Source organism: Mycobacteroides sp. PCS013 (genome assembly GCF_049532645.1).
GTDB lineage: Bacteria > Actinomycetota > Actinomycetes > Mycobacteriales > Mycobacteriaceae > Mycobacterium > Mycobacterium gwanakae.
On the sequence record NZ_CP150131.1, the window covers coordinates 2823030 to 2849479 of the forward strand.

The 26450-nt window shown below is 64.8% G+C and carries 26 protein-coding genes and 1 pseudogene; 11 read left to right on the forward strand and 16 right to left on the reverse strand.

The features are described 5' to 3' along the window. The first annotated feature begins 23 nt into the window (after positions 1-23). Positions 24-1532: an LCP family protein gene (locus RHO23_RS13990; protein ID WP_064409400.1), complete on the forward strand. Its 1509-nt coding sequence runs from the start codon at positions 24-26 to the stop codon at positions 1530-1532. Next, positions 1529-2215, forward strand: coding sequence for a TIGR03089 family protein (locus RHO23_RS13995; protein WP_423489236.1), 687 nt, complete (start codon positions 1529-1531; stop codon positions 2213-2215). Before RHO23_RS13990 ends, RHO23_RS13995 begins: the two co-directional genes overlap by 4 nt. Positions 2216-2221: 6 nt before the next feature. Here the strand turns inward: RHO23_RS13995 and RHO23_RS14000 are convergent, their stop codons facing one another. The 3 genes from RHO23_RS14000 to RHO23_RS14010 all read right to left on the reverse strand — a co-directional run bounded on the left by RHO23_RS14000 (position 2222) and on the right by RHO23_RS14010 (position 5246). Next, positions 2222-3385: an acyl-CoA dehydrogenase gene (locus RHO23_RS14000; RefSeq protein ID WP_030096887.1), complete on the reverse strand. Its 1164-nt coding sequence runs from the start codon at positions 3383-3385 to the stop codon at positions 2222-2224. A gap of 54 nt (positions 3386-3439) precedes the next feature. Next, complete coding sequence (gene purE, locus RHO23_RS14005) at positions 3440-3940, reverse strand: 5-(carboxyamino)imidazole ribonucleotide mutase (protein WP_030096886.1); 501 nt, start codon at positions 3938-3940, stop codon at positions 3440-3442. Between the two features lie 97 nt (positions 3941-4037). After that, positions 4038-5246, reverse strand: coding sequence for a 5-(carboxyamino)imidazole ribonucleotide synthase (locus RHO23_RS14010; RefSeq protein ID WP_109421152.1), 1209 nt, complete (start codon positions 5244-5246; stop codon positions 4038-4040). A gap of 158 nt (positions 5247-5404) precedes the next feature. Between RHO23_RS14010 and RHO23_RS14015 the strand changes: the two genes are divergently transcribed. Then, complete coding sequence (locus RHO23_RS14015; protein WP_423487961.1) at positions 5405-6142, forward strand: GtrA family protein; 738 nt, start codon at positions 5405-5407, stop codon at positions 6140-6142. On the opposite strand, the gene RHO23_RS14020 is transcribed toward RHO23_RS14015, so the two are convergent. The 6 genes and pseudogenes from RHO23_RS14020 to RHO23_RS14045 form a co-directional block, all read right to left on the reverse strand. Next, a complete protein-coding gene (locus RHO23_RS14020) occupies positions 6058-6615 on the reverse strand; it encodes a PH domain-containing protein (protein WP_057964444.1) in 558 nt (185 codons plus the stop codon). The two genes, RHO23_RS14015 and RHO23_RS14020, sit on opposite strands and share 85 nt — an antisense overlap. Before the next feature lie 11 nt (positions 6616-6626). After that, positions 6627-7421, reverse strand: coding sequence for a biotin--[acetyl-CoA-carboxylase] ligase (locus RHO23_RS14025; RefSeq protein WP_070927277.1), 795 nt, complete (start codon positions 7419-7421; stop codon positions 6627-6629). An 18-nt stretch (positions 7422-7439) separates the two neighbouring features. Beyond that, complete coding sequence (locus RHO23_RS14030; RefSeq protein WP_423487962.1) at positions 7440-8579, reverse strand: Rieske 2Fe-2S domain-containing protein; 1140 nt, start codon at positions 8577-8579, stop codon at positions 7440-7442. A 41-nt stretch (positions 8580-8620) separates the two neighbouring features. Next, on the reverse strand, positions 8621-10288 hold the full coding sequence (locus tag RHO23_RS14035; protein ID WP_423487963.1) for an AMP-binding protein: 1668 nt from the start codon (positions 10286-10288) through the stop codon (positions 8621-8623). Continuing rightward, entirely contained in the window at positions 10285-10842 is a 558-nt protein-coding gene (locus RHO23_RS14040; RefSeq protein ID WP_064409412.1) for a nuclear transport factor 2 family protein, read from the reverse strand. Before RHO23_RS14040 ends, RHO23_RS14035 begins: the two co-directional genes overlap by 4 nt. An 84-nt stretch (positions 10843-10926) precedes the next feature. Next, positions 10927-11946, reverse strand: a pseudogene (locus RHO23_RS14045) (PucR family transcriptional regulator); the annotation flags it as partial. Positions 11947-12053: 107 nt separating this feature from the next. Here RHO23_RS14045 and RHO23_RS14050 point away from each other — a divergent pair. From RHO23_RS14050 to RHO23_RS14060, 3 genes are read left to right on the forward strand one after another with little or no spacing between them, the layout of a single operon-like run. Then, positions 12054-13664, forward strand: coding sequence for an acyl-CoA carboxylase subunit beta (locus RHO23_RS14050; protein WP_064409413.1), 1611 nt, complete (start codon positions 12054-12056; stop codon positions 13662-13664). Then, complete coding sequence (locus tag RHO23_RS14055; RefSeq protein ID WP_057964449.1) at positions 13661-13963, forward strand: acyl-CoA carboxylase epsilon subunit; 303 nt, start codon at positions 13661-13663, stop codon at positions 13961-13963. The genes RHO23_RS14050 and RHO23_RS14055 overlap by 4 nt, the downstream gene beginning before the upstream one ends. Before the next feature lie 18 nt (positions 13964-13981). Continuing rightward, on the forward strand, positions 13982-15679 hold the full coding sequence (locus RHO23_RS14060) for a Maf family protein (protein WP_423487964.1): 1698 nt from the start codon (positions 13982-13984) through the stop codon (positions 15677-15679). Between the two features lie 2 nt (positions 15680-15681). Here RHO23_RS14060 and RHO23_RS14065 read toward each other — a convergent pair whose 3' ends face one another. Further along, positions 15682-16341 carry a TetR/AcrR family transcriptional regulator gene (locus tag RHO23_RS14065; protein WP_070915225.1) on the reverse strand — a complete coding sequence of 220 codons (660 nt, stop codon included), beginning with the start codon at positions 16339-16341 and terminating at the stop codon, positions 15682-15684. 74 nt (positions 16342-16415) lie between these two features. Here RHO23_RS14065 and RHO23_RS14070 point away from each other — a divergent pair, with 74 nt between their 5' ends. Next, positions 16416-17126, forward strand: a complete 711-nt coding sequence (locus tag RHO23_RS14070; RefSeq protein WP_030096873.1) for a dienelactone hydrolase family protein — start codon at positions 16416-16418, stop codon at positions 17124-17126. Then, positions 17123-17875, forward strand: coding sequence for a class I SAM-dependent methyltransferase (locus RHO23_RS14075; RefSeq protein ID WP_423487965.1), 753 nt, complete (start codon positions 17123-17125; stop codon positions 17873-17875). Before RHO23_RS14070 ends, RHO23_RS14075 begins: the two co-directional genes overlap by 4 nt. 8 nt (positions 17876-17883) lie before the next feature. Here the strand turns inward: RHO23_RS14075 and RHO23_RS14080 are convergent, their stop codons facing one another. The 5 genes from RHO23_RS14080 to RHO23_RS14100 are packed head-to-tail and all read right to left on the reverse strand — an operon-like array spanning position 17884 to position 22301. Further along, on the reverse strand, positions 17884-19272 hold the full coding sequence (locus RHO23_RS14080; protein ID WP_070920792.1) for a GntP family permease: 1389 nt from the start codon (positions 19270-19272) through the stop codon (positions 17884-17886). Beyond that, positions 19269-19748: a gluconokinase gene (locus RHO23_RS14085; RefSeq protein WP_371258736.1), complete on the reverse strand. Its 480-nt coding sequence runs from the start codon at positions 19746-19748 to the stop codon at positions 19269-19271. The genes RHO23_RS14080 and RHO23_RS14085 overlap by 4 nt, the downstream gene beginning before the upstream one ends. A gap of 32 nt (positions 19749-19780) precedes the next feature. Then, positions 19781-21043, reverse strand: coding sequence for an acyl-CoA dehydrogenase family protein (locus tag RHO23_RS14090; RefSeq protein ID WP_070915232.1), 1263 nt, complete (start codon positions 21041-21043; stop codon positions 19781-19783). A 17-nt stretch (positions 21044-21060) separates the two neighbouring features. Continuing rightward, positions 21061-22050 (reverse strand): phosphotransferase family protein, encoded by a 990-nt coding sequence (locus RHO23_RS14095; protein WP_423487966.1) that lies wholly within the window; start codon positions 22048-22050, stop codon positions 21061-21063. Beyond that, the gene (locus RHO23_RS14100; RefSeq protein WP_064410406.1) at positions 22047-22301 is read right to left on the reverse strand and encodes a hypothetical protein; all 255 of its coding nucleotides are present in this window, start codon (positions 22299-22301) and stop codon (positions 22047-22049) included. The genes RHO23_RS14095 and RHO23_RS14100 overlap by 4 nt, the downstream gene beginning before the upstream one ends. Before the next feature lie 71 nt (positions 22302-22372). On the opposite strand from RHO23_RS14100, the gene RHO23_RS14105 reads away from it, so the two are divergent. After that, a complete protein-coding gene (locus tag RHO23_RS14105) occupies positions 22373-23371 on the forward strand; it encodes an LLM class flavin-dependent oxidoreductase (RefSeq protein WP_423487967.1) in 999 nt (332 codons plus the stop codon). Here RHO23_RS14105 and RHO23_RS14110 read toward each other — a convergent pair. Continuing rightward, positions 23346-24884 carry a hypothetical protein gene (locus RHO23_RS14110; RefSeq protein ID WP_423487968.1) on the reverse strand — a complete coding sequence of 513 codons (1539 nt, stop codon included), beginning with the start codon at positions 24882-24884 and terminating at the stop codon, positions 23346-23348. The genes RHO23_RS14105 and RHO23_RS14110 overlap by 26 nt on opposite strands. Before the next feature lie 99 nt (positions 24885-24983). Here RHO23_RS14110 and RHO23_RS14115 point away from each other — a divergent pair, with 99 nt between their 5' ends. Then, positions 24984-25889: a sulfurtransferase gene (locus RHO23_RS14115; protein WP_057964459.1), complete on the forward strand. Its 906-nt coding sequence runs from the start codon at positions 24984-24986 to the stop codon at positions 25887-25889. Further along, complete coding sequence (locus RHO23_RS14120; RefSeq protein WP_064409423.1) at positions 25886-26296, forward strand: SufE family protein; 411 nt, start codon at positions 25886-25888, stop codon at positions 26294-26296. The genes RHO23_RS14115 and RHO23_RS14120 overlap by 4 nt, the downstream gene beginning before the upstream one ends. Positions 26297-26450 lie beyond the last annotated feature (154 nt).

Below are 26450 nucleotides of genomic sequence, written 5' to 3' on the forward strand. Positions count from 1 at the left end.
GGCCCGGAAAAGAACGGATCACCGTGACCGACCCTCACGCTCCTCGCGCGAGCGGCTCGTCGCAGACGGAGACGCCGCGCCCTCTGTGGCGGGGTATTGCGACGCTCGCCGCCGTCGCCGTCATGGTGGTCACCGGCGCCGCCTGGGGAAAGATCGGCAACATCGATCCGAACATCGCCCGGTTCGATCTGCCTGGTCTGTTCGGCAATGCCGGAAGGCCCGATGACGGCGCGATCGACATTCTGATGGTGGGCGTCGACAGTCGCAGCGACGCGCACGGCAATCCGCTCTCACAGGACGAGCTGTCCATGCTGAGGGCCGGGGACGAGACCGCCACCAATACCGACACCATCATCCTCATCCGCATCCCCAGCAACGGAAAATCCGCAACGGCGATCTCCATCCCCCGTGACTCCTATGTCACCGTCCCGGATGGCAGCAAGGGAAAGATCAACGGCGTCTACGGCGAAGCCAAAGAGAACGACCGTCAGAAACGCGTTGAATCCGGCGAGACACTGGAAGCCGCCGAACGCGAATCCGTCGACGCCGGGCGTTCGGCGCTCACCCAGACCGTGGCCAAGCTGACCGGCGTCACCGTCGATCGCTACGCCGAGGTCAGCATGCTCGGATTCGTGCTGATGACCAACGCGCTCGGTGGTGTCGACGTGTGCCTGAACGAGGCTGTGTACGAACCGATGTCGGGAGCCGACTTTCCCGCCGGTCCGCAGACACTCGATGGCCCCAACGCATTGAGTTTCGTGCGACAACGCCACGATCTGCCGCGCGGTGACCTCGATCGTGTGGTCCGCCAGCAGGTGGTGATGTCATCACTGGCGCACTCGGCGCTCTCCGGGGGCACACTCACCAACCCCTCCACGCTGGGCAAGCTGCGCGATGCGATCACGCGCACCGTGGTGCTCAGTGAGGGCTGGGACGTCATGGACTTCATCAAGCAGCTACAGAAGCTGTCCGGGGGCAACGTGGCATTCGCGACCATTCCCATTCTGCGTGAGGATGGTTGGACAGAGGATGGCACCCAAAGCGTCGTGAAGGTCGATCCCGATCAGGTGCGCAGCTGGGTATCCGGTCTGCTGGACCAGCAGGCCCAGGGCAAGACCGAAGAGGCCACCTATTCCAAGGACCAGACGATCGCCGACGTCGTCAATGAGACCCAGATCAACGGCCTGGCCGCTGCGGTGTCGGAACTGTTGGTGGGCAAGGGATTCACCGCAGGCAAGGTGGGCAACAACGAGGCCGAGCATGCCGGCAACAGCCAGGTTCAGGCCGCGGAGTCAGACGACGTGGGCGCCAAGGCAGTGGCCGAGGCGTTGGGATTGCAGGTAGTGCAGAAACCGGGCCTGGCCGAGCACACCGTGCGCGTGGTGCTGTCCAACGACTACCACGGCCCGGGTTCTGGCCGTGAGACCACACCTGCCGCCTCGGAAACCGGCTCCTCCACCGAAGAAGAGGCACCGCCCCCGCCCCCGTCGCCGATTTTCACGGCGGCCAACGGCCCGCGTTGCGTCAACTGATGGATCTCACCTCGCTGCTGCTGGGCGATGCGAACAATCCGGCCCCCCGGGTCACCTATTACGACGACGCCTCCGGCGAACGCATTGAACTCTCGACGGTGACGCTGGCCAACTGGGCGGCCAAGACCGCCAACATGTTGCGTGACGAATTCGGTGCCGGACCCGGGTCCACGGTCGCGGTGCGGCTGCCCGCACATTGGCAGACAGCGGGCGTACTGCTTGGAATCTGGTGGGCCGGAGCCGAAGTGGTGCTCGGCGGCGAGGACAATGCCGACGTGGCGTTCTGCACGCTTGGCGACGAACCGGATGCCGACGAGGTGTGCGTGCTGTCGCTTGACGCGTTCGGGCGCCCCGTACCGGACCTGCCGCTGGGATTGACCGACTATTCGACGGCAGTCCGGGTACACGGCGACCGGTTCTCACCCGCCGGTGCCGGGCCCGCCCTGAACGGCCGCAACGTCGGGGACGTTGCCGCTGCCGCACGGGAAAGTGCCACGGCGCAAGGCATCACGGCCGAGGATCGGGTGCTGGGCATCGGCTCCTGGGACAGCCCGGACAAGCTGATCGAGAATCTGCTGGCAGTGCTCATCGCCGGAGCCTCCCTGGTGCAGGTGGCCAATCCGGACCCGGGCGCGCAAGAACGCCGGGTCACCTCCGAAAAGGTCACCCGTACGCTCTCCTAACGCGAGTTAGGAACCAAGCAGGGCGCGGGTCATCACCACGCGCTGAATCTGGTTGGTGCCCTCGTAGATCTGGGTGATCTTCGCATCGCGCATCATCCGCTCCACCGGGAAGTCGGTGGTGTACCCGGCGCCGCCGAACAGCTGCACGGCATCGGTGGTGACCTCCATGGCCACATCGGAGGCGAAGCACTTCGAGGCCGAGGAGATGAAGCCCAGGCTCTTCTCGCCGCGCTCGGCACGAGCCGCCGCGGTGTACACCAGCAGGCGGGCGGCCTCGACCTTCATCGCCATATCGGCGAGCATGAACTGCACACCCTGGAAGTCACTGATGGACCGGCCAAACTGCTTGCGGTCCTTGGTGTATGCAATCGCGGCGTCGAGCGCACCCTGCGCGATCCCAAGGGCCTGCGCGCCGATGGTGGGCCGGGTGTGATCGAGCGTCTCCAGCGCGGTCTTGAAACCGGTGCCCGGCTGGCCGATGATCCGGTCGCCCGGAATCCGGCAGTTCTCGAAGTACAGCTCCGCGGTGGGCGAGCCCTTGATACCCAGCTTGTGCTCCAGCGGGCCGACCGTGAAACCCTCGTCGTCCTTGTGCACCATGAAGGCCGAGATGCCGTGCGCCTTCTTCTCGGGATCGGTCACCGCCATCACTGTGTACCAGGAAGACTTGCCACCGTTGGTGATCCAGCACTTGCTGCCGTTGATGATCCAGTCATCGCCGTCCGCCTTGGCACGAGTGCGCATGCTGGCCGCGTCGCTGCCGGCCTCGCGCTCGGACAGCGCGTAAGAGGCCATGGCCTCGCCGCTGGCGATGGACGGCAAAACCTGCTTCTTGAGCTCGTCGGAGCCGCTGAGGATCAGCCCCATGGTGCCGAGCTTGTTGACGGCGGGGATCAACGACGACGACGCACAGACCCGGGCCACCTCTTCGATGACGATGCAGGCGGCCACGCTATCGGCGCCCTGACCGTCGTACTCCTCGGGAACGTGCACGGCATTGAAGCCCGAGGCGACCAGCGCATCGAGGGCCTCCTGGGGGAACCGGGCCTTCTCGTCGACATCCTTGGCGTAGGGAGCGATCTCTTTTTCAGCCAGGCCACGGATCGCCGCACGCAACTCGTCATGCTCTTCTGCCAGCTTGAACAGGTCAAACGACGGGTTTCCAGCCATCACAGCCTCCAGGATCGAACAGTTAGTCGCCGTTAACTGTACGTCACGGTCAATTTAGTCGCCTAATAGTCTGCGCCGCAGCGCCTCATCCTTCTCCAAAACGGTTGCTTCCATGCTCGCTTGGAAGGCAACCACCTTGTCCCGCAGCGTCGTGTCGGAGACCCCCAGGATGCGCGCGGCCAGCAGGCCGGCGTTGCGGGCTCCACCGATCGACACCGTCGCGACGGGCACACCCGCAGGCATCTGCACGATGGACAGCAGGGAGTCCAGACCATCCAGCCGCGCCAGCGGCACCGGAACGCCGATGACCGGCAACGGGGTGGCCGAGGCCACCATGCCGGGCAGATGCGCGGCCCCGCCTGCCCCGGCGATGATCACCTGGATGCCCCGGTCGGCGGCCGTCTGTGCGTACTCCAGCATGCGCGCCGGGGTGCGGTGTGCCGAGACAACGCCCACCTCAAACGGAATTGCGAACTCTGCCAAAGCATTCGCGGCATCCGACATCACCGACCAGTCACTGTCGCTGCCCATGATCAGGCCGACCCGTGCACTCACTATTCAGCGTCCTCTCATCGTCGCGCAGTCGCTTATCAGCGCCTTCGCCTCTTCGCGCAAGCTCATCAGTGCCTCCGCTTCTTCGCGCAAGCGCTCATCAGTGTGTCGCTTGCCATCCATCGGTCCATACCGCGTGCGAGAGCCAGTGCGCGGCACGCTCGGCACGCTCACGCACCTCGGCCACATACTGCGGATCGCTCGGCGAACCATCCGCGCGGCCTTGGATATTCACGTGCCCGAGCTTGCGGCCTGCACGCTCGCCCTTGCCGTACAAGTGCACTTTCGCCTCCGGGATGCGGCCCATCAAATGGTGCATCCGTTCATCGAGTGACATCGCGGGAGTCTCAGGTGCACCCAACACGTTGGCCATGACGGTCACGGGAGCCAGCGGTTCGGTGGAGCCGAGCGGGTAGTCGAGCACCGCCCGCAGGTGCTGCTCGAATTGCCCGGTCCGCGCGCCGTCCATGCTCCAATGCCCGGAATTGTGTGGCCGCATCGCCAGCTCATTGACCAGCAATCGGCCGTCATTGGTTTCAAATAGTTCCACCGCCAGGCATCCGGTCACACCGAGCTCGGTGGCGATCCGCAGCGCCAGCTGCTCGGCCTCCATCGCCCGTTCTTCGGGCAGCTCGGGTGCCGGCGCGATGACGACCGCACAAATCCCATCCCGCTGAACGGTTTCCACCACAGGCCAGGCGGCACCCTGCCCGAACGGTGAGCGCGCCACCATCGCCGACAGCTCACGGCGCATGTCGACACGTTCCTCGGCAAGCAGATCTACGCCCGCCGCCAGCTGCTCGGCGGCCACCGCGCGCGCCTCATCCAGATCGTCGGTGATCCACACGCCGCGGCCGTCGTATCCGCCCCGCACCGCCTTCAGCACCACCCGGCTGCCCGTCTCCGCGGCAAACCGCTCGACGTCGGCGACGGTCCTGATATCGGCGAATCCGGGCACCGGAGCCCCGATGCTCTTCAATTTGCGTCGCATGAACGTCTTGTCCTGCGCGTAGATGAGCGCCGACGGCGGTGGCTGCACATTGACGCCCTCGCCCTGCAGGGTCTCCAGGAACGCGGTGGGGACGTGTTCGTGGTCGAAGGTGAGCACGGTGGCCCCCTTCGCCGCGCGGCGCAGATCATCAAGATCAGTATGCGAACCGAATACGACATCGGGGGTGACTTGAGCCGCCGGCTCATCGGCGGCATGTGCCAGCACCCGCAGTGTCTGACCCAGCGCGATCGACGCCTGATGGGTCATCCGGGCCAGCTGACCACCACCGATCATGGTGACGACGGGAGTTTCGGGCACAGACATATGTTGTCATGCTGGCCACACGGCCCCGCCGGAACGGTCCGTCTCAGCCGTCGTCAGCAGCCAGGATCAGGCGATCACGTACACGCCCGTACCCACATGAGGTCTGCGGACCGCTTCGCACTGCCATGCCATCTTCCGTACACTCGCCATTTGTGTCTTTCGCCGATGCCACCATCGCCCGGCTGCCCCGGTTCATCCGGCCTGTCGCCGAGCGGCACCACGAGCTGATCAAGTTCGGCATCGTCGGAGCCACCACGTTCATCATCGACTCCGGTATCTTCTACGCGCTCAAGCTGACGATCCTGGAGCCCAAACCACTCACCGCGAAGATCATCTCCGGCATCATCGCCGTCATCGCCTCCTACATCCTCAACAGGGAATGGAGTTTCCGGGACCGCGGCGGCCGGGAACGGCACCACGAGGCGCTGCTGTTCTTTGCGGTCAGCGGCATCGGCGTGCTGATCGCCATGCTTCCGCTGTGGGTGTCGAGTTACATCTTTGAACTGCGCGTGCCGAACGTCAGCCTGACGGTCGAGAACATCGCCGACTTCATCAGCGCATACCTCATCGGCAACTTGCTGCAGATGGCGTTCCGGTTCTGGGCCTTCCGCCGTTGGGTGTTTCCCGATGAGTTCGGGCGCCACGGTGAGACTCCAGTGGCTCTCGTCGCGGCCGAGGTGGACGACGACGGATCAGGCGCCGACCCGGAAAACGTCACCCCGTTGCACCCGCCCACGGGGCTGCCCAACAGCACCACCGTGCATCACGGCACCGAGGTCGGCCGTGGCTTGTACGGCTCAGCGCATCACGTGGCGGGTGGCCGTTCCCGGCCACGCCCGGTGGAGCGGCTGTCGCCCTCCTCTGAACCGAGGGTGTCAAAGACCTCGTGATACAGCAGCGAGTGGACGTACTCCACTCGCGGTATCTCGTGAAACTCCAACGGATCTTGTGATGCCGACTCGATGATCAGGGTGCCGGTGCGCAGAATCCTGTCCACCAAGCCGTGCCGGAACTCGACGCTGTTGACGCGCGCCAACGGGATATCGATTCCCGAACGGCTCAACAGTCCCTGACGGAACATCACGCGCCGGTCGGTGATCACGAAATGCGTGGTCAGCCAGTTCAAGAATGGCCACACACTCAGCCAGCCGACCAGCACCAGCCAGACAACACCGATCGCGATCATCACCACGTTCTTCGCGGTGGGCTGCCAGTCGGTGTTATCGACCATTGCGGCGACGAAGGCCGCCACGCCGGTGGACAGAATCAGCACCAGGGCCGGGCCGATCAGTCGCTTCCAATGTGGATGGCGGTGCAACACCACCTGCTCGTCGTCGGCGAGTACGTTCTCCGGATACCCCACGTGCAGCGACTTTACTGGTCGCTGAGCGGGCGCAGATGCGTAATGTCGCCCGCCGTCACCGCAGTGACGGTGCCGTCCGCGGCCTCGATACGGAGCTGTCCATCGTTACCGAGCCCGACGGCTACGCCGATCAGTTCACGCTCGCCTGGCAGCTCGGCCCGCACCCGCGCCCCCAGGGTGACGCTGCGGGCGCGGTAATCCTCCAACAGCTGCTCGTCGACTCCCCTCGCGGTGCGCCAATGCGCGATGCGGCCCGCGAGTTCACGCAGCACCGCGCGCGCCAGCTCGTTGCGATCCGGATTGGCCCAGCCCAGGATCGCCAGAGACGTCGCATTGGGGTCCGGCAGCTCGTGTTGGGTGAAGGTGGCGTTGAGTCCGAGGCCGAGCACGATGGCCGACTGCGGTGTCGCGACCTCAGCCAGGATCCCGCACAGCTTGCGCCCCTCCACCAGCACGTCGTTGGGCCACTTGAGCCCGGCCTGAATACCCGACACCTCGGCGACCGCATCGACGATCGCCACTCCGGCCAGCAGCGGCACCAATCCCCACCGGTCCGGTGGCACCTCACCGACTCCTATGCCCACCGACATCGACAGCTGCGTACGCGCGGGCGCGCCCCAGTTGCGGCCGTGACGCCCCCGGCCAGCGGTCTGGTGTTCGGCCAGCAGCACGACACCGTCGATGTCCTCCCCCGCCGCGGCACGTGCCACCAGATCGGCGTTGGTTGATCCGGTTTCCTCGACGATGTCGATGCGGCGCCACTGTCCACCGGGGCTGTCGGTAAGGGTGAGTCTGTCCGAGGTCACACGCTCAGCCTAGGGCTCTCAGTGCGACACCGTGGCGGCCCGCTCGGCAAGATTTTCTTCGACCTCGTGCACCCACACCCCGTGGGCATGCGTGGTGTCCACCTCGATCTCGAAGCGTTCCGTCATGTCCGGCGTGACATCTGCCAGATCCACGTAGAACTGCTCGTACCAGCGCCGGTGTTGATAGACGGCACCGTCCTCCTGAGTGAGTAACGGATTGTCTATGCGCGTCTTGTTCTTCCAGATCTCGACATCCTCCAGGAATCCGTCGCCGAATGATCTGGCCATCGCGGCGGCGAGCTTACGCGCGTTATCCGGCGGCAGATCGGGCATCTCCTGGATGGCCACACCCCATTGCAGCACGAAAGAATCGTGCGTCACCGGATAGTGGCAGTTGATAAGCGCCACTTCGACGGTGAATCCGGGACCGAGGTCGTTGTGAATCCAGTCGATCATGTATGCCGGGCCGAAATATGTGGCCTCCGAGCGCACACCCGTTCCTTCCCAAAGCTTTTCGGGGTTAGGAACAAAGTCGGGCCGCGGTTTGGACTCCATGAACTGGCTGGCGGTCTGCCCCTCGATGACGTTCTTGAAGTACGTCGGATAGGCGTGATGGATATAGAAGAAGTGCGCCATATCCACGTTGTTGTCGACGATCTCGCGGCAATGTGATCCCTCGATATGGATCGAGTTCCATTGCCATGATGACCATTTACCTTCCGCATAGCCTTCGATCGCCAGCGGGCTGAGCTCGGGCGGTGGCGCAGACCCCTCCGGGTCATGCCACACCAGCAGCTGACCGTTCACCTCAAGAGTGGGCCAGCTGCGAGTGCGCGCGAGTTTCGGGGTGCGCTTGGCGTACGGAACCAGCGCGCACTTACCGTCGCCGCCCCAACGCCAGTCATGGAATGGGCACGCGATGTTGTCGCCCTTGATGGTGCCCTGCGACAAATCGCCGCCCATGTGACGGCAGTATCCGTCCAGCACCTTGATCTCGCCGTGCGAGTCGGCGAACACCACCAACTTCGTGCCGAACGCCTCGATACCGTGCGGCTCACCGTCATGGAACGACTCGGCCAGTCCCAGGCAATGCCACCCCCGGGCAAACCGGGTCATCACTGTGCCGCTGTCGATTTCGCGAATCATTTCGTCAGTCATCGGGGGCTGTCCTTTCGCTGACTTGTCGTCAATACTGCGCTCTACAGCAGCCGTTGTCGCCCATATGCCGTGAATTGAGCATCGAGTGCGGTTTTGTCATCCGCACTCATCCGCCGATACACCGGCGCGCCCCTTCCCTCCCAACGGAACACGGATTCATCGGTATGCCAGCGCTGCGCTTGCAGGTCGCGCTTAAGCACCTTGTTGGAGCCCGTCACCGGCAGGTTCGCCGACACCCGCAGGAAACGTGGAATACCCTTGCTACCCAGGTCTTCCTGCCTCGCGAGGTACTCGGTGAACCCTTCCACATCGAACGCCTCCGGATTGGCCACCTCGATGGATGCCATCACCTGATCACCGGAACGCGGATCGGGTACCGCATAGGCACCTGCCGCGATCACGGCCGGGTGACGCCGCAGCACCCGCTCGATGGTCAGCGCCGAGGTGTTCTCACCGTCTACCCGGATCCAGTCACCGCGACGCCCCGCGAAGTAGATGAACCCGGCGGCATCGAGATAGCCGAGGTCACCGGTCCAGTACCACCCGTTACGGATGCGGTCGGCATCCGCGTCGTCGTTCTTGTAGTAGCCCTCGAACCCGCGCCGCCCCTGTTTGTCGACAATCTCGCCGACCGCGTCATCGGCATTGAGCACACGTCCATGCTCATCGAAAACTGCTGCAACACAATCTCGTAGCGTCTCCGGGTCGACGATCACCACGCCCTCGTGCGCCGGGCGCCCCAGCGCGCCGGGCGGCGCGTTGGGATCGAGCACGACGGCTCCCCCACCCTCGCTGGATCCATAACCTTCGAACAGCTCCGCACCGAATCGTCGCCGGAACTCGGCCTGATCCTCCGGCGAGGCCTCGGTGCCGAATCCGCGCACCAGCTGGTTCTCGGCATCGTCGGGTTGCTCGGCGGTGGCCAACAGATATCCGAGTGCCTTACCGACGTAGGTGAAGAACGTCGCGCCGAAGTACCGGATGTCGGGCAGAAAGCGTGACGCCGAAAAGGTGGGAATCAAACAGACCGTAGCGCCATTGGCCAGCGCCGGGGCCCACAGCGCCATCAACGCATTCCCGTGGAACAGCGGCATGCAGCAGTAGTCGACGTCGCCGCGGTGATGCCCGAATTTGTCGGTGGCCAGGTGCGCGATCTCCGCCAGGCGACCCTGACTGCATTTCACTGCCTTGGAAGCACCCGTGGTGCCGGACGTGAACAGCAGCAGGAGCAGCGATTGCGCACCTACTCCATGGGAAACCGATGCCGCAGTGCGATTCTCGTCGATCTGCGCCAGGTATTCGGGCGTGTCTATCACCAGAAACCGGTCCACCGTCAGACCCAGCTCGAGATCCCGCAACCGATCGAGATTGCGGGTGTCGGTGACGATCAGCTGACAGTCGGTATGACGAATCTCGGCGGCCATCTCGACAGGTCCTCGGGTGGGATTGATACCCACGATGGTGGCGCCGGCCAGTGCGGCACCGCCCAGCCAGAAGATGAAGTCGGGAACGTTCTCCAGCAGGATCCCGATGTGGAAGGGCCCCTCGGCCCGCAGCTTCCGCGCGAGTTCGCCTCGTGCGGCGGACTCACCGATCACCTCATCCCATGTCCAGTCGCGGTCGCGGGTACGGAGCCCTAGATGTCTGTCGCCGACACGGTCCAGGAGCATGGCAGCGATATCGGTCCGAGAAGTGAACTCGCGGGTCATGGTGCCGATGATGCGCCCGTCAGCTCCCGATACTCCTGCGGTAGCTCGTCGGGGGCAAGCTTGGTGATGCTCACCGGCCCCGAGTGATACGAGTCCTCCCCCTCGATGAAGCCGTCGGCGTCGACCGGCCACAGCACCAACTGGCGGAATACCAACAAATAGTCGGCGCCGGGGTCCTCGATCGGGAAGCCCATGCTCCGCGCGACGGCACCGGGATAGATCTGTTTGAGGAATCCCTCGGTGACAACGCAATTGTCGTCGACGAGAAGCCGATCCATCTCGAATTCCATGACGCTCATTCGCCCCTGAACCAGTCCCGCGTAGTAGGTGCGCACGCCGTCGCGGCCTTTGGGCCCGAAATCCTGCCCGTCCATCCAGAAGTGATAGTTCGGATTCGCGCTCAGAGTGTCGATCAGTCCGTCGAGATCGGCGTCGCGCTCCAGCCTCATGTGATGCAGCACGGCGCCCAGCACCACCCGGTGCCGCTCGTTTGTCGTTGCAGCAAGCCGCTTTTCGACCAGTTCCCAGGTCCGTTCGGTGTCGATGACTGCCATGGGTCAATGGTGTCCGCTCGCACCTGCGGTGTCACCCGACAGCCGTCGAGAAAAATCGGCGGCGTGCCCGACATGTGGCGGCTGCCCGCCCGCTAACTCCGCGGTGGATAGCGATATCCGCCGCAACATCAGCACGAAGGTGGCCAGGAATCTGTCCATCGGATCGTCGAGGTCCCACCCCATCAGCTGCTCGACATGCTGAATACGGGCAGCGACGGTGCTGTGGTGCACATGCAGTTCGGCAGCCGTACGGCGCAGCGTGCCGAACTGGCAGAGCGCCTCGAGAGTGTCGACCTCGACGGCACCGGCGGGCGTGGACGCGATCTGATCGATCCGCACCACATCGTCGATCTCGCGCAGCCGCGCCGAGGGGATGTCCGCCAGCACTTCCAGCAGGCGGAGCCGCTCGTACGCGATGGCACGCCGCCCGAAGCCGGTGGAGGACGCAAAGCGCAGCGCGCGCTGTGCCTGACTCCATGATGTCGGCGCCTCGATGACGGCGACGCTGGATCCGATCCCGATCCAGGGGCCCGGCACCGCGCGGGGCGATGCCGGGAACTCACCGACTATCACGGTGTCCAGGTGATCCGACAAGGTCTTGGTGTCCTCGCTCGCCTGGCATATCAGGGCTCCGACCCGCCCGATGGTTGCAGCGCGGATCACCCGGTCCGGCAGCGCCCTGGCGAGCAGCTGCCGCGCATCCGCCGGTGCGGAGATCGCCAACACCCGCAGCTCCCGTGCGTCATCCAGACCAAGAAGGCACGCCGCGCGCACCCGATCCTCGGGTTGCGAACCGCTGGACAACAGCACTTCGACCAGTGCTGGATCGTCCATATGCAGGGCGGCTGGTACGACATCCGGCACAGATCGGCGCAGCACGTGGTGCAGCCGGTGCAACAGGAGCTCGTCGGTGGATCGGGCCGGCCCCTCGCGTTCCAGCCATACCGTGGGCTCGGCGTCCTCGGACCAGCGGACACCCACCGGACACTCGGCCAGTTCCGCCGCCGAACGCACCGCGACCTCCGCGTCGGCCCCCTCGAGCTGGTCGAAACGGGACACGATCATGAACACCAGGTCGGCATCCAGTGCGGGCTGTTTGTCCATCTCCTTCTATGTACCGCTATCGGTGAACATCCATTCGAGAAAATTTCTGAGAACTCTCTAAGGCCCATGCGCGTTCTCCCGGGTGCAGCGCGATAACATCGGGACCCATGACGACCACCGAGCCCGATATCCACACCACCGCGGGCAAGCTCGCCGATCTGCGTCGGCGCAGCGAGGAGACACTGCATCCGGTCGGCGAGGCCGCCGTCGACAAGATCCACGCCAAGGGCAAGCTGACCGCCCGTGAGCGCATCTACGCGCTACTGGACGAGGGCTCGTTCGTGGAATTGGACGCGTTGGCCAAGCACCGCAGCTCAAACTTCGGACTGGGCGAGAAGCGCCCGCTCGGCGACGGCGTGGTGACCGGTTTCGGCACCATCGACGGCCGTGACGTGTGCATCTTCAGCCAGGACGTCTCGGTGTTCGGCGGCAGCCTCGGCGAGGTGTACGGCGAGAAGATCGTCAAGGTGCAGCAGCTGGCCCTCAAGACCGGCCGCCCGCTCATCGGCATCAACGAGGGCGCCGGCGCCCGCATCCAGGAGGGCGTGGTCTCCCTCGGCTTGTACAGCCAGATCTTCCACAACAACATCATCGCGTCGGGCGTCATCCCGCAGATCTCGCTCATCATGGGCCCGGCCGCCGGTGGCCACGTCTACTCGCCCGCGCTGACGGACTTCATCGTCATGGTCGACCAGACCAGCCAGATGTTCATCACCGGTCCCGACGTCATCAAGACCGTCACCGGTGAGGACGTCACCATGGAGGAGCTGGGTGGCGCACACACCCACGAGGCCAAGTCCGGCACCACGCACTATGTCGCCTCCGGCGAGCAGGACGCCTTCGACTACGTCCGCGACATCCTGAGCTACCTGCCATCCAACAACGCCTCCGAGCCGCCGCGTTATCCGGGACCGGAGCCGACCGACGGCGCCATCGAAGACCACCTCACCGACGAGGACATCGAGCTCGACACGCTGATTCCGGACTCCCCGAACCAGCCGTACGACATGCACGAGGTCATCACCCGCATCCTCGACGACGACGAGTTCCTCGAGGTGCAGGCCGGATACGCTCAGAACATCATCGTCGGCTTCGGCCGTGTCGATGGCCGCAGCGTCGGCATCGTCGCCAACCAGCCCACCCAGTTCGCGGGCTGCCTGGACATCAATGCCTCGGAGAAGGCCGCGCGGTTCATCCGCACCTGCGACTGCTTCGGTGTCCCGATCATCACTCTGGTGGATGTGCCCGGCTTCCTGCCCGGCACCGAGCAGGAGTTCAACGGCATCATCCGGCGTGGCGCCAAGCTGCTGTACGCGTACGGCGAGGCCACCGTTCCGAAGATCACCGTGATCACCCGCAAGGCCTACGGTGGCGCGTACTGCGTCATGGGCTCCAAGGACATGGGTGCTGACGTCAACGTCGCCTGGCCCACCGCACAGATCGCCGTCATGGGTGCCTCCGGTGCGGTCGGATTCGTGTACCGCTCGCAGCTGGCCGAGGCGTCCAAGAACGGTGACGATGTGGACGCCCTGCGCCTGCAGTTGCAGGCCGAGTACGAGGACACCCTGGTGAACCCGTACATGGCTGCCGAGCGCGGATACGTCGACGCGGTCATCCCGCCGTCGCACACTCGCGGCTACATCGCCACCTCGCTGCGCTTGCTCGATCGCAAGATCGTGCGGCTCCCACCGAAGAAGCACGGAAACATTCCGCTGTGACGAATGAAGAAGGTGCGTCCGTGACCGACGAGACCAGCGAAACCGTAGCCGCTGAAAGCGATTCCGGGAAGGTGAAAGCCGCCGACGTGCAGGTGCTCAGCGGCAACCCGACAGATGAGGAGATCGCGGCCCTGGTCGCGGCGCTCAGCGCGCTGGCCTCGAAGGCGGAGACCGAGAGCCTCAAGCCCCGGAACCTCTGGGCCGAGCCGATCGACATGCTGCGCTACAGCCCGCACAGCTGGCAGCGAGTCACCCTGTTCGAGCGCGCGAAGCTGTCGCGCCCGCAGGGCACGTTCTAGACGGCCGTCACCGGCCCCGTGACCGCATTTGTCCTGGCCTCGGCCTCTCCCGCGCGCGAACGGATCCTGGAGCAGGCCGGCCTGAACCCGGTCGTCATCGTCTCGCATGTCGACGAGCATCTCGTCATGGCCACCCAACCCTCGGGTACCGCCCCGGAGCGAGCCGTGGAAGTGCTGGCCTGCGCCAAGGCCTTTGACGTCGCAACGATCCTGGCCGGCGAGGTGGCCGCCGACGCGGTAGTGCTGGGCTGCGATTCGATGCTCCTGCTCGACGGCATGTTGCAGGGCAAGCCGGGCACCGTGGAGGAAGCGCGCCGCCGCTGGGGGCTGATGGCCGGGCGGTCCGCTCAGCTGCTGACCGGGCACTGCCTGGTGCGGGTCGTCGAGGGCAAGCCTGTCGCACGTGTCAGTGAAACACGCTCGACCACAGTGCGTTTCGGAAAACCATCGGCAGCAGATCTCGAGGCCTATCTGGCTACCAGCGAGCCCCTGCAGGTGGCGGGCGCCTTCACGCTCGACGGCCTGGGCAGCTGGTTCGTCGAAGGCATCGACGGCGATCCCTCGAATGTGATCGGCGTCAGCGTGCCGCTGCTGGGCCAACTGCTGAATAGGCTCGGGGTGCCCGCCTCGTCACTGTGGATCCGCCACGAAAAGCACCTGCCGCCAAAGCCATTCCATCCGGATACTCCTACCCCGGCCCCACTGCCGCCCCGCATGGTGCCGTTGTTGGACTCACTCGCCATGCTCGGGCCGACTCAACAGCAGGAATTCAAGGATGCCCAGGGCAACCCGATTCCGCACATGCCATCGGTCAACGCCAGCTTTCAGACCGCCTGTCGAGACGATTCCTTCGACCTGGGCGTGCACACCAACCGCGGCGCCTGCCTGTGGACGGGCGACTACCTGAACACCGGTGACGGCATTCAGCTCATTCCCGTCGACCCTGCCAGCCCCTCGGTGGCACTCGGGGGACGTTCCAAACCGCTTGCGCTGCCGCCGGATGCACAGGACGGTGCTCGGCTGCTGCCCACCGGATCTGCGGAGCTGGCGCAGCGTTCGCTGTTGTTCGCCTCGTGCATTCCGTCGCCGGGATGCAGCACCTTCGTCTCGGCGGACACCACCGTCTACGACGTGAGCGAGCCGGGCAGACCGTCCTACCAGCCGATCGGTGTCATGGCCGGGATCTCGCAGCCGAGTGGGGTTTCGGCGCCTGGTCGCCGAATGCTGGTGGCGGGAAACATCGGAACTGGGCCCTGGGCGCCACGGTGTGCGTGGCTCACACCTCCGATCGACGATCCGGCTTTCCTGGACTCGTCGGCGTGGGAGAAGATCGGCCAGATCCGCGGTGGCGGAGACCGCGAGAATCAGTTATTCGCGCTACCCGCAGGCGGTTTCGGCCTGCTCGATTCCAACGGTTCCGGCGACGCCCACATCGGACTCAAGCTGTTCCGCACTCCTCAGGAGTTGGTCAGCGAGCCCATGACGGTGCTGATCCGCAACGATCCGTCCGATCCACGACCGGACGATCCGTTCATCTCCCGTGATCCACACAAGCTGTTGCAGCCGTATGGGCCCCAGGTCGTCAGCATCACCATGAACGCGGATGGCACTCAGACGCTGTACTTCCTGGTGAGCCAATGGGTTACCGATCCCACTCGGGCTTACCGAACAATCCTGTACTCCATCGTGTTGTCGCCCCAGTACCTGAGCATCTAGCCCTACTGCCCAAACAGGTCGGGACGCTCGGCGGCCTGACGCCAGTCCTCCGGCGTGCCCACGAGCGCCACCGCCGCCCGCAGCATCGCGGCGCGCGCCTCCCGGCGATCGCTGCCGGGCGTCGATAAGTAGCGGTAACTGCCCGCCTGCAGGGTTCCGAACAGCATTCGGAAGGCCTCTGAAGATGGTGCAGGGCGACCGGATTCGATGATCCGGCCACGAAGCATCTCGACCATTACCTCCTCGTTCTCCTGGCGCAATCGATGTGCGGAGGAAGCAGGATCGTGGGCCTCGATGTGGAACACCCGCGCCGCATCGCCCATCTCCTCGGTGGTATCGAGGTAAACGTCCACCGCCGCGACGATTTGGGTGATCAGATCGGCTGGCTCCGCGATCACCGCGTAGAGCCTTCCGTTGAGCTGCGACTGGGTGTGGTTGACCAATGCGGTGATGACATCGTCGGTTCCGTCGAAGAACACATAGAACGTCGGCCGGGACAGGTGGGCCTTCTTGACGATGCGCGCCACGGTGGTGCCGCGCTGCCCGTGCTTGGCGTACACGGCACCGGCAGCGGCCAGGATGCGTGCGCGCATCTGCTCGTGCTGCTCGGGCGTGCGCGCGGGGCGCCCCCGGGACCGGCCCGATGGGGTATTGACAGCCATCAGCGCTGGAGCCTACCTTTCCAATTAGCTTAACATCACTGTAAACAATATTTGTGATCGATCACAGGAGCGCTATGGCGGACATCAGTTTCCCCACAAAAAGTGGTGAAGTCACAGGCATCTTGGAGAAGCCCGCGGGTGACGGGCCGTGGCCCTCGATCGTGGTGCTGCACGACATCAACGGGTCCACTCCCGACTTGCGTCGCATCACCAAGAACGTGGCGGCCAACGGCTATGTGGCCCTGGCGCCCGACCTGTACTCCCGTGGACGTATCCGGTGCATCAGCCGAGTCATGACCAACCTCATCACCCGCCGGGGTCGTGCCATCGACGAGATCCTGGCCGCGCGCGATCACCTGTTGTCGCTGCCCTACACCACGGGCGGGGTCGGTGTCGCCGGTTTCTGCATGGGCGGTGGATTCGTACTTATCACTTCCACCAAGGGGTTTGATGCGGCCGCACCTTTCTACGGTGCGATGCCCGGCCCCTACGGCGACCATTTCGAGGGAGCGTGCCCCGTCGTCGCGAGCCTGGCCACTCGGGACCCCTTCGTGATTCGGGGCGAGCCCCGGTTGCGCAAGGCACTGGACGCCCACGGCATCGAACACGACATCAAGAAGTACGACGCGGGGCACAGTTTCGCCAACCAGCTGCCGATGCAACCACTGATGCGGATCGCCGGATTCGGGTACTCCCCCGAGGCGGAGGCCGACGCGTGGGAACGGGTCTACGCCTTTTTCGCTCAGCACCTTCACGACGACGACAGGCTGCAGGAGGCCCAATGACAACCCCGACCGCATTGGATCGCCTCGGCGAGCTCGTCTGGTCCGACGCACTCGACGCGGGTGCGCATTCGTCGGCCGGCTACCTGGATCTGCTTCCGCCGCCCTCTGATCAGCCTCAGCGCGTCGCCCAACGCGCCATGAACAATCCCCTGGTGGCCGCGGTCTATCAAGGGCCGTGGCGCTGGGGCCAGACCGTGCTCTACACCGGCATCACGCCGTCGGCAGAACGGCGCCGTGCGGCACGGGCCCTGCGACTCGGCGCGGCCCATACGCTGCTCGATGTCGCCTGCGGGCCAGGAAACTTCACCAAATACCTGGGCGACCAGTTATCCGCCGACGGTCTGGCAGTCGGGCTCGATTTCTCCGAGCCCATGCTGCGGCGCGCGGTCCGGACCAATATCGCGAACGGGGTTGGATACCTGCGTGCGGATGCCCGCACCCTGCCGTTCGACGACGGAAGCTTTGATGCGGTGTGCTGTTTCGCCGCGCTATATCTGGTACCCGAGCCCTTCAAAGTTCTCGATGAGATGCTCCGGGTGCTCAGACCGGGCGGCCGGATCGCGGTAATGACCAGCTGCACCCGCGGCCCCAGGCTCGTTCGGTCGCTCTCCGTGAAAATGGCGGCACGCAACGGTTTACACGGCTTCGACCGTGATGACATCACCTCGGTGCTGTGGAACTCGGGATTTCACGACATTGAGCAAGAGGTGCGGGGACTCTCACAGTTCGTGCGTGCGACAAAGAGTTAGGCGACGAGTCATACAACCGCGCTTAGCAGCAGGACCATCGCAAATCCGACGACCGAAATCACCGTTTCCATCACCGACCATGACTTGAGGGTCTGGCCGACCGTCATCCCGAAATACTCCTTCACCAACCAGAATCCGGCGTCGTTGACGTGGGAGAAGAAGAGCGACCCGGCACCAATCGCGAGCACCAACAGCGCGACGTGCGCGGTAGACATGTCCGCGGCAAGCGGGGAGACGATACCGGCGGCGGTGATGGTCGCCACCGTGGCTGAACCCGTGGCCAATCGGATGAGCACCGCGATGAGCCAGCCCAGCACCAGCGCGGGGATATGCCATTTCTCCGACCAGGTGCTCACGGCATCTCCGACCCCCACATCAATGAGGGTCTGCTTGAATCCGCCTCCGGCACCGACGATGAAGACGATGCCCGCGATGGGCCCGAGCGACTTCTCGATGATTCCCGAGACACCCGCGCGGTCCAGGCCAGATGCCGTGCCCAGCGTCACCATTGCCACCAGGGTTGCCACCAGTAGCGCTACCAGCGGCGTACCGGCGGTGTCGAAAATCCTCTGCACCAACGATTTCGGATTATCGATCACCACATCGGAGAGCGCCTTCGCCAACATCAGGGCCACCGGAAGCAAGATCGTCGCCAACACCGCGACAACGCTCGGAGCCGGCCCCTTTCGATCGGCTTCGGGTGCGGTCGCGGTAGGGATCTCCAGTGGCCCCACCCAGCGCTCTGCCACCCGCGCATAGAGGGGCCCCGCCACTATCAGGGTGGGCACCGCAGCCAGCAGACCAAACGCCAGGGTGACACCCAAGTCCGCCTTCAGCGCGTCCACCGCCACCAAGGGACCTGGGTGCGGCGGAACCAGTCCGTGCAATACGGATAGGCCCGCTAGCGCGGGAATTCCCACCCGCAGCAGTGGCACATTTCCCCGGCGTGCCACCAAGAGCACGATCGGAATCAGCAGCACCACACCCACTTCGAAGAACAAGGGCAGCCCGAGCACGGCCGCGATCAGCGCCACCGCCCAGGGCAGCAGGCGTGGACCCGACCGCGCGAGCACGGCATCGGCGACGATGTTGGCGCCACCGGAGTCAGCCAGCAGGCGGCCCAGCATCGCCCCCAAACCGATGAGCAGCCCGACACCGGCGATGGTCGAGCCGAATCCGGTCACAAAGGACCCAAGGAGCTTGTCGAACGGCACACTGGCGACGGCGGCCAGGGTTCCCGATCCGAGCAGCAGCGCCAGGAACGGATGCATCTTGAGCCTGGTGATGAGCGCGATGATCACGCCGATGCTCAGCACTACGGCAACAAGTAGCCGAACGTCGCTGGTGGTGTGCGGGATCTTGGCCGGCTCGGCCAGCAGAATCAGGTCGGCGTTCATGCGCCGATCTGCCTCAAGGCCTCCGCTACCAGTTCATCCGGCCCGATACCGACATCCAGCACCGCACCCCGCTCGTCGGGTTCCAGCGGTTCGAGAATCTCGAACTGCGAATCCAACAACGATGTCGGCATGAAATGTCCTGAGCGATGCGACATCCGGTCGCCAATGAGCGCCCTGTCTCCGGACAGGTGCACAAAGAACGCATCCGGGTATCCCACGCGGAGAACGTCACGGTAGCGGCGTTTGAGTGCCGAACAGGTGACCACCCCGCCCGTCCCCTCCCGTCCGCGCTCGGCCATCCATTCGGCGATCCGCTGCAGCCACGGCCATCTATCGGTGTCATCCAGCGGGATTCCGGCCGACATCTTGGCGATGTTCGCGTCCGGATGGAAATCATCACCCTCAGCACAGGGTGCACCCAGGAGCTTCGCCAGGGCCTGCGCCACGGTTGATTTGCCAACCCCTGCCACACCCATGACCACCACAACGGGTACCGACGTTTCGCCCACTAGACCCCCTTGGGCGCCTTTTGATTCATGAAGCCGAACATATACCCGGCCACCCGTCGCATCTGAATCTCCTCGGCACCCTCGGTGATCCGGTACCGCCGGTGATGGCGATAGATGTGTTCGAACGGCATGTGCCGCGAGTACCCCATGCCGCCATGAACCTGCATGGCCCGGTCTGCGGCCTCGCAACACAACCGGTTTGCGACGTAATTGCACATCGAGACCTGTTCGGAGACCGAGAACGGTCCGTAGGTGTCCATCGACCATGCCGTCTTGTGAATCAGCGCGCGCAGCATCTCGCACTGGGTCTGCAGCTCGACGAGTGGAAATTGGATGGCCTGATTCGATGCCAGCGGCTTCCCAAAAGGCTTGCGCTCCTTGGCATATTCAACAGATCGGTCGATACAGAACTGCGCCGCACCAAGGCTGGATGCTGCCTGACGAATCCGATTCTCGTTGAAGAAGTGCTGCACCACACCCAGCCCACGGCCCTCCCCACCGAAGACCGCCGAATCGGGGACCCGCACGTCGGTCAGCGAGATGTGGGCGTGGTCGGTCGGCATGTTGAAGGTCCACAGGTATTCCTCGACCTTGAATCCGGGCGCATCCGCGGGCACCAGGAACGCGGTGATACCGCGCCCGTCACCCGGATCGCCCGAGGTGCGGGCGAAAATCAGGTCGGCGTCGGCGATATGCACACCGGTGTTCCAGGTCTTTTCGCCGTTGATGATCCAGTCCGAGCCATCCTTTGTGGCCCGGGTTTCCATATGGGTGGCATCGGAGCCGTGTTCAGGCTCGGTGATGCCGAACGCGAAAAACTTCGTACCGCTGGCGAGTCCCTCGACCCACTGGGCCTTCTGCTCCTCGGTGCCGTATTCCAGCATGAGAAGCAGCCCCACGTTGTTACCGACGATGGCGTGCTCGTTCTGCAGGTCGCAGTGCAATCCGAGACCGCGCCGCGCCAGGTGCTCACGAATGACCGCCATGCCGAGGTTGGACCCGTCACGTCCGCCGAACTCCGCCGGGAACGGGTACCGAAGGTGACCGGCCGCATCGGCACGCCGACGGGCCTCTCCGAGTAGTTCCTCCCACTCCCCATTGGGCAGGCCACCACGATCCCAGTCGGTACGGGAATCTTCGCGCCGGTGATCGAAGAATCGGATGTTGTCATCGGATTGTTCGAGCGGCACGATCTCGCGGTCGATGAACTCGTCAAGCTCGGTGAGATAACCGACGAGTTCGGGCGGCAGTTCGAAGTTCATCTGGATCCTTCCGGCACCTACGGCTTCGTCAACATCAACAGGTCCCACTCGATCTCGGGTATCCGGCGACCGCTTGCGGCCATCACAATGTCCCGCACGCTACCGTCCAGATACGACTTCGCTTGCGCGGCAAGGCCAACACCCCACCACAGCGTGCCCAACACCTTCCACCACTGGAACCTGTCGGCGTCAAACGTTCCGCCTGCATCCTCGTACGCACGCACAAACACCTCGCGGCCCGCGAAGCCACCGAACTCGCGCTCGTCGACACCGAACCGCCACATCCGCAGCGCGGTCCAGCCGACATCGCGCATGGGATCTCCGAAACGAGTGGTCCCCTCCCAGTCGAGAACCGCACGCAAGCCGTCCTCGCCGACGATGACGTTGCCATTGCGAATATCGGTGTGTACCAGGCATCGCCGAGCGGGTGGCCCGGGCATGCGCTCGGTCAGCCAGGACAGCGTGCGCTGAAACACCGGCCGATCCGGAAGCAGCGCCGCCACCCCCTCGCGCATCTGTTCCAGCAGGACGACCGCCGGCTCGGCCTCCGTGGCACCGGGCAGATCCGGCGGAGCCATCGCCGGATCTATCCCATGGAGGCGACCCATCGCCGCACCGAGCTGCTCAGCCACCAGATCCTCGATTCCGGCGGACTGCACCAGCCGCAGCACCTTACGGGGAACCGTCTCGCCCGCGATGCGCTCGGAGATCATGAAGGGCGCACCCACATACGAGGCCTCCGAACACACGCCACGAACCCGCGGTACCGGAACACCGTGGCTGCGCGCCAGCTCACGCACCCCGGCCTCACTACCCACCGGCACCTGCTGCACGACTGCGGGCACAATCGTCGCGACCAGCTCGAGAGTCTCACCCCCGAATGTGGCATCCAACAGCACATTTCGCCGTCGCGCGCCCGCGGAAACACCAACCACGCCAGACACCTGAAACTTCTTGCCGAATTCGTCATGCAGATAACAGGTGAGCCCGTCGGCCAGGTCGGTCATTCGCCCTCCCAGGCGTCGTACCCAGGCTTGACGATCGCGAGTTCACTACGCACCGCTTCGGCCAGGTCTTCCCATGACGGGTCATCGGCAGGCGGCTGCGCGGGCGTGGTCAGTTCTCGCCGCAGAATCCTGGCGATGTTGGCCCCGACACGGGCGCGATGCACCGAGGATGCGGGCAGCTCGGATTGGAGGTCGTCGAGCAGTTCGGCGAGAGCACCCGCCAGTTCCGCTGCGGTCGGAAGGAAGGGCACCATACGTTTGTACCGTCTATGGTGCGTCCCACGGGGGAATAGCGAAGAAACGCCGCGGGTTGCTCCAGTTCATGGCGAGACCTTTGTCGATTCTGGATCTGGCGCGGGTGGCGCCGCACGAGACCGTGGCCGAGAGCTTCGCCGCCAGCGTCGAGATCGCGCGGCACGCCGAAGCGCTGGGATTTCACCGCGTCTGGTACGCCGAACACCACAACATGCGGTCCATTGCCTCGTCGGCGACCAGTGTCCTGATCGGACATGTGGCCACCCAGACGTCGACCATCAGACTGGGCGCGGGCGGCATCATGTTGCCCAACCATTCCCCGCTGCAGATCGCCGAGCAGTTCGGCACCCTCGAAACCCTGCACCCTGGACGCATCGATCTCGGTCTCGGCCGCGCCCCGGGGACGGATCAGGTGACGCTGCGCGCGTTGCGGCACTCCCCCGCCGATGCCGAGCATTTTCCGCAGGATGTGATCGAGCTGCAGGCATATCTGAGCGAACAGAGCCGGGTCCCGGGAGTAACCGCGACACCGGGGCACGGGACACACGTACCGCTCTACATCCTTGGGTCGTCGTTGTTCGGCGCACAGCTGGCGGCGGTGCTGGGCCTGCCCTATGGTTTCGCCTCCCACTTCGCACCTCCCGCGCTGCGGGATGCGGTGGCGCTGTATCGGCGGGAGTTCCAGCCCTCCGAGCAGCTGCCGGAGCCGTACGTGATCGCCGGGGTCAACGTCATCGCGGCCGACGACGAAGACACCGCCCGAGAGCAGTACCAGTCGGCGCTGATCGAACGTGCCAAGCTTTTCCTGCATCGCGGCGGAGGTCCGCGCCTCACCGACGACGAGGCCCTTGCCGCACTGGAATCCCCTGCCGGGCAACAGATCAAAGCGATGACAAAGTACTTCGCGGTCGGCACTCCAGATCAGGTGAACGCATACTTGGACGACTTTGCACAGCTGGCCGAGGCCGATGAGCTCATCGTGGTGCCCAACGCGCCCGACCGGAAGTTGCAGCTGCGGTCGCTGGAGATCGTGGCCGAGGTCAGCGGGCTGGCTCCGCGCGACTGAACGCAGGTGTCGGCGACTGATCGGGCGATGCGGTGAGGTACGTCCTCGACAACGCGAGGGCGACCGCCACGACCACTACCAACACGTACACCGGTAGCAGATGCTCGAAATGCGTGTACCCGATGGCGAAATGAATTGCCAAGACCGGCACGGTGCCGAATGCGCATCCGATCAACAACGACCACCACACCCAACGCCCACCACGGCGCCAGCCCCACAGACTGATCAGGAGAACCGCCAGGCCCGCTCCCATCAACGCACCACCGAAGCCCGCCCGATCGTGCGCGATAAACGGCGGCAGGTGCTGGTTGGCGGCACGCAATGCCTCGGCACTGGTGCCAAGGAAATCGAGATCGGTGGGGACGAACACCGAGGTCAGACCAACCGTTGAAATCACCGCTCCGGCAACGAACAACCCACCCCCAACGGCGATCATCAGCAGCTGCCCCCACAGGGCGCGGCGCCGCTCGGACTCCGGCCCCTCCACGATCGGTGGCCAGTGCGGCACCGAGGGAGCGCGCCACACGGCGAGCAGCAACATGGGGAACAATCCCACGACGACGAGCGTGTGTAGCGGCTCCAGAAAACCTGTCACCAGGAAGTAGAAGTACGTCAGGAACGCGACGAGCCCGGAAATCAACAGAGCATTGCGGGCCCAGCGGTGCCCTTCCCTGAGCCCACCCCAAGCCAAGCCCAGGTACAGAACTCCGATACCAATCATGTTGCCCGCCATGGTGAGCCGATCATGTTGCAGAAAGCCGACCAGATGATGGTTCACACCATGCAGATCGTGCACCGAGAGTCCGAGATAGTCGCGGTCATACCACAACAGCACCGGCCCCAGCGCGATGGTGGCCGCTCCGATACCCGCGATGATCAGTCCGATTCCGACCAGCGCACCCCATATCCACCCCGGCCATCGACGCGGATCGAAACCGATATCACGCAACGGCTTTGGCGGCGATGTCGGCGTGGCGGCTTCGATCACCCGGTTGAACCAGCCCGGGCCGGCGGCGATCAGCACCGCTGGCGTGGCGAGCACCGTCGCCGACGTGTCAGCGAGCGCACTCACCGCGGCGTCGATCGTGGGTTCGGTCAGTCGCACCGTCCCGGGCTCCCCGGGCAGCGACACCGCATCGACGTAAGGCGCCAGTTCCTGAGCCACCTCGGCCGTAGCGGCGACCGCGATGACCCGGCACCTGCGGTCGGCACTGACTCGCCGAACCGCGTCCACGTCGGCGGTCTGTACCGGCCCGATCTGGACGACAGTGGCCCCCTGCACCGGCAACACCGCAACCGCCTCGCGCGCGATCGAGACCGGCACCGTCGCTCCGAACCGGCCCTGCCATTGCGGCGGAACCGTCCGATGATCGAAAACCCAGGGAATCCAGCGCCGTCCCCCGGCATGCGTCACCACCGCCGCCAGTACTTTCATCGCCCACATCCGCGTCCGGCGCTCACCGACGACGGACGACGCCAGCGGGCTCAGCGGGTGGTATGTCCAGTCCGGCATTGGCGAATTCTCGCACCGCGACCAGCAACGCACCGGGTATCTGAACTCGGTATCCAACTCGATGAGCCGACCGCCCTCGAACGCGACTAGGCTCACAACGTGACCCTCCCGGCCGACCCCAGCCCCGAATTTGCCGCCTATGCCCACCCCGAACGCCTAGTCTCCGCGGACTGGCTCTCGGGACACCTGGGCACTCCCGGACTGTCCATCGTGGAGTCCGACGAGGACGTCCTGCTCTACGACATTGGGCACGTCCCCGGTGCGGTGAAGATCGACTGGCACGTCGACCTCAACGACAGCACGGTCCGCGATTACATCGACGGCGCGCAGTTCGCAGAGCTGATGAATCGCAAGGGGATCCGCCGCGAGGACACGGTCGTCATCTACGGCGACAAGTCCAACTGGTGGGCTGCCTACGCGCTGTGGGTGTTCACGCTGTTCGGCCACCCGGACGTCCGACTCCTCGACGGTGGACGCGATCTGTGGATCTCCGAGGGTCGCGACACCACCCTCGACGTTCCGTCCAAGCACACCGAGGGCTACCCCGTGGTGGATCGCAACGACGCCCCGATCCGCGCCTACGCCGACGACGTGTTGGCCCACCTCGGGCACGGACCGCTCGTCGACGTGCGCTCCCCCGCCGAATACACCGGCGAACGCACCCACATGCCCGATTACCCGGAGGAAGGCGCGCTGCGCGGCGGACATATCCCCACCGCCGTCTCGATCCCCTGGGCCAAGGCCGCCGCAGAAGACAGCAGGTTCCGTCGCCGTCGCGAGCTGGACGAGATCTACGGCGACGTCATCGCCGCCGAGGGGGACATCGTCGCCTACTGCCGCATCGGTGAGCGTTCCAGCCACACCTGGTTCGTGCTCACCCACCTGTTGGGTGTCGAGGGCGTCCGTAACTACGACGGGTCCTGGACGGAATGGGGCAACCGGGTACGCACTCCGATCGTCAAGGGCGAGAAGCCCGGGGCGCTGCCTCAACCTCACCAGGCATGACCCTTCCGACAGAACTCGCCGAGATCGTCGCCGATTTCAAGGCCGTCGACGGGCAGGACAAGCTGCGCTTGTTACTGGAGTTCTCGGGCGAATTGCCTGATTTGCCATCGCATTTGGAGCAGGCGGCGATGGAACCGGTGCCGGAGTGCCAGTCGCCGCTGTTCCTGGACGTCGACGCCAGCGACCGTTCCGGTATCCGGCTGTACTTCAGCGCACCCGCCGAGGCCCCGACGACGCGCGGGTTCGCCTCGATCCTGCATCAGGGTCTGGACGGCCAGTCGGCGGAGGCGATCTTGGCGGTTCCCGACGACTTCTACGCCGAACTCGGATTGGCAGAGCTGATCAGCCCACTGCGGCTGCGCGGAATGTCGGCGATGCTGGCGCGTATCAAACGAAGATTGTCCTAAACCTACTCATCAGTAGGTAAAAACAGGGGCGGCACACCCCATCCCGGATGTGTGTTTGATGCCATGGATGCATAAACTCACTGCCGAGACTCTAAGAAAGCGGTAAAACTCAGGAAGTAGGAGTCCCGATGAGCCGCTTGCGCGAAGAACCAAC

Bases quoted from the DNA above. Each gene is read 5' to 3' on its own strand.
- RHO23_RS14000 (WP_030096887.1), bottom strand. From the start codon at position 3,385: ATGGCTGGAAACCCGTCGTTTGACCTGTTCAAGCTGGCAGAAGAGCAT.
- RHO23_RS14030 (WP_423487962.1), bottom strand. From the start codon at position 8,579: ATGACTGACGAAATGATTCGCGAAATCGACAGCGGCACAGTGATGACC.
- RHO23_RS14035 (WP_423487963.1), bottom strand. From the start codon at position 10,288: ATGACCCGCGAGTTCACTTCTCGGACCGATATCGCTGCCATGCTCCTG.
- RHO23_RS14040 (WP_064409412.1), bottom strand. From the start codon at position 10,842: ATGGCAGTCATCGACACCGAACGGACCTGGGAACTGGTCGAAAAGCGG.
- RHO23_RS14050 (WP_064409413.1), top strand. From the start codon at position 12,054: ATGACGACCACCGAGCCCGATATCCACACCACCGCGGGCAAGCTCGCC.
- RHO23_RS14065 (WP_070915225.1), bottom strand. From the start codon at position 16,341: ATGGCTGTCAATACCCCATCGGGCCGGTCCCGGGGGCGCCCCGCGCGC.
- RHO23_RS14070 (WP_030096873.1), top strand. From the start codon at position 16,416: ATGGCGGACATCAGTTTCCCCACAAAAAGTGGTGAAGTCACAGGCATC.
- RHO23_RS14075 (WP_423487965.1), top strand. From the start codon at position 17,123: ATGACAACCCCGACCGCATTGGATCGCCTCGGCGAGCTCGTCTGGTCC.
- RHO23_RS14080 (WP_070920792.1), bottom strand. From the start codon at position 19,272: ATGAACGCCGACCTGATTCTGCTGGCCGAGCCGGCCAAGATCCCGCAC.
- RHO23_RS14085 (WP_371258736.1), bottom strand. From the start codon at position 19,748: ATGGGTGTGGCAGGGGTTGGCAAATCAACCGTGGCGCAGGCCCTGGCG.
- RHO23_RS14090 (WP_070915232.1), bottom strand. From the start codon at position 21,043: ATGAACTTCGAACTGCCGCCCGAACTCGTCGGTTATCTCACCGAGCTT.
- RHO23_RS14095 (WP_423487966.1), bottom strand. From the start codon at position 22,050: ATGACCGACCTGGCCGACGGGCTCACCTGTTATCTGCATGACGAATTC.
- RHO23_RS14105 (WP_423487967.1), top strand. From the start codon at position 22,373: ATGGCGAGACCTTTGTCGATTCTGGATCTGGCGCGGGTGGCGCCGCAC.
- RHO23_RS14110 (WP_423487968.1), bottom strand. From the start codon at position 24,884: ATGCCGGACTGGACATACCACCCGCTGAGCCCGCTGGCGTCGTCCGTC.
- RHO23_RS14120 (WP_064409423.1), top strand. From the start codon at position 25,886: ATGACCCTTCCGACAGAACTCGCCGAGATCGTCGCCGATTTCAAGGCC.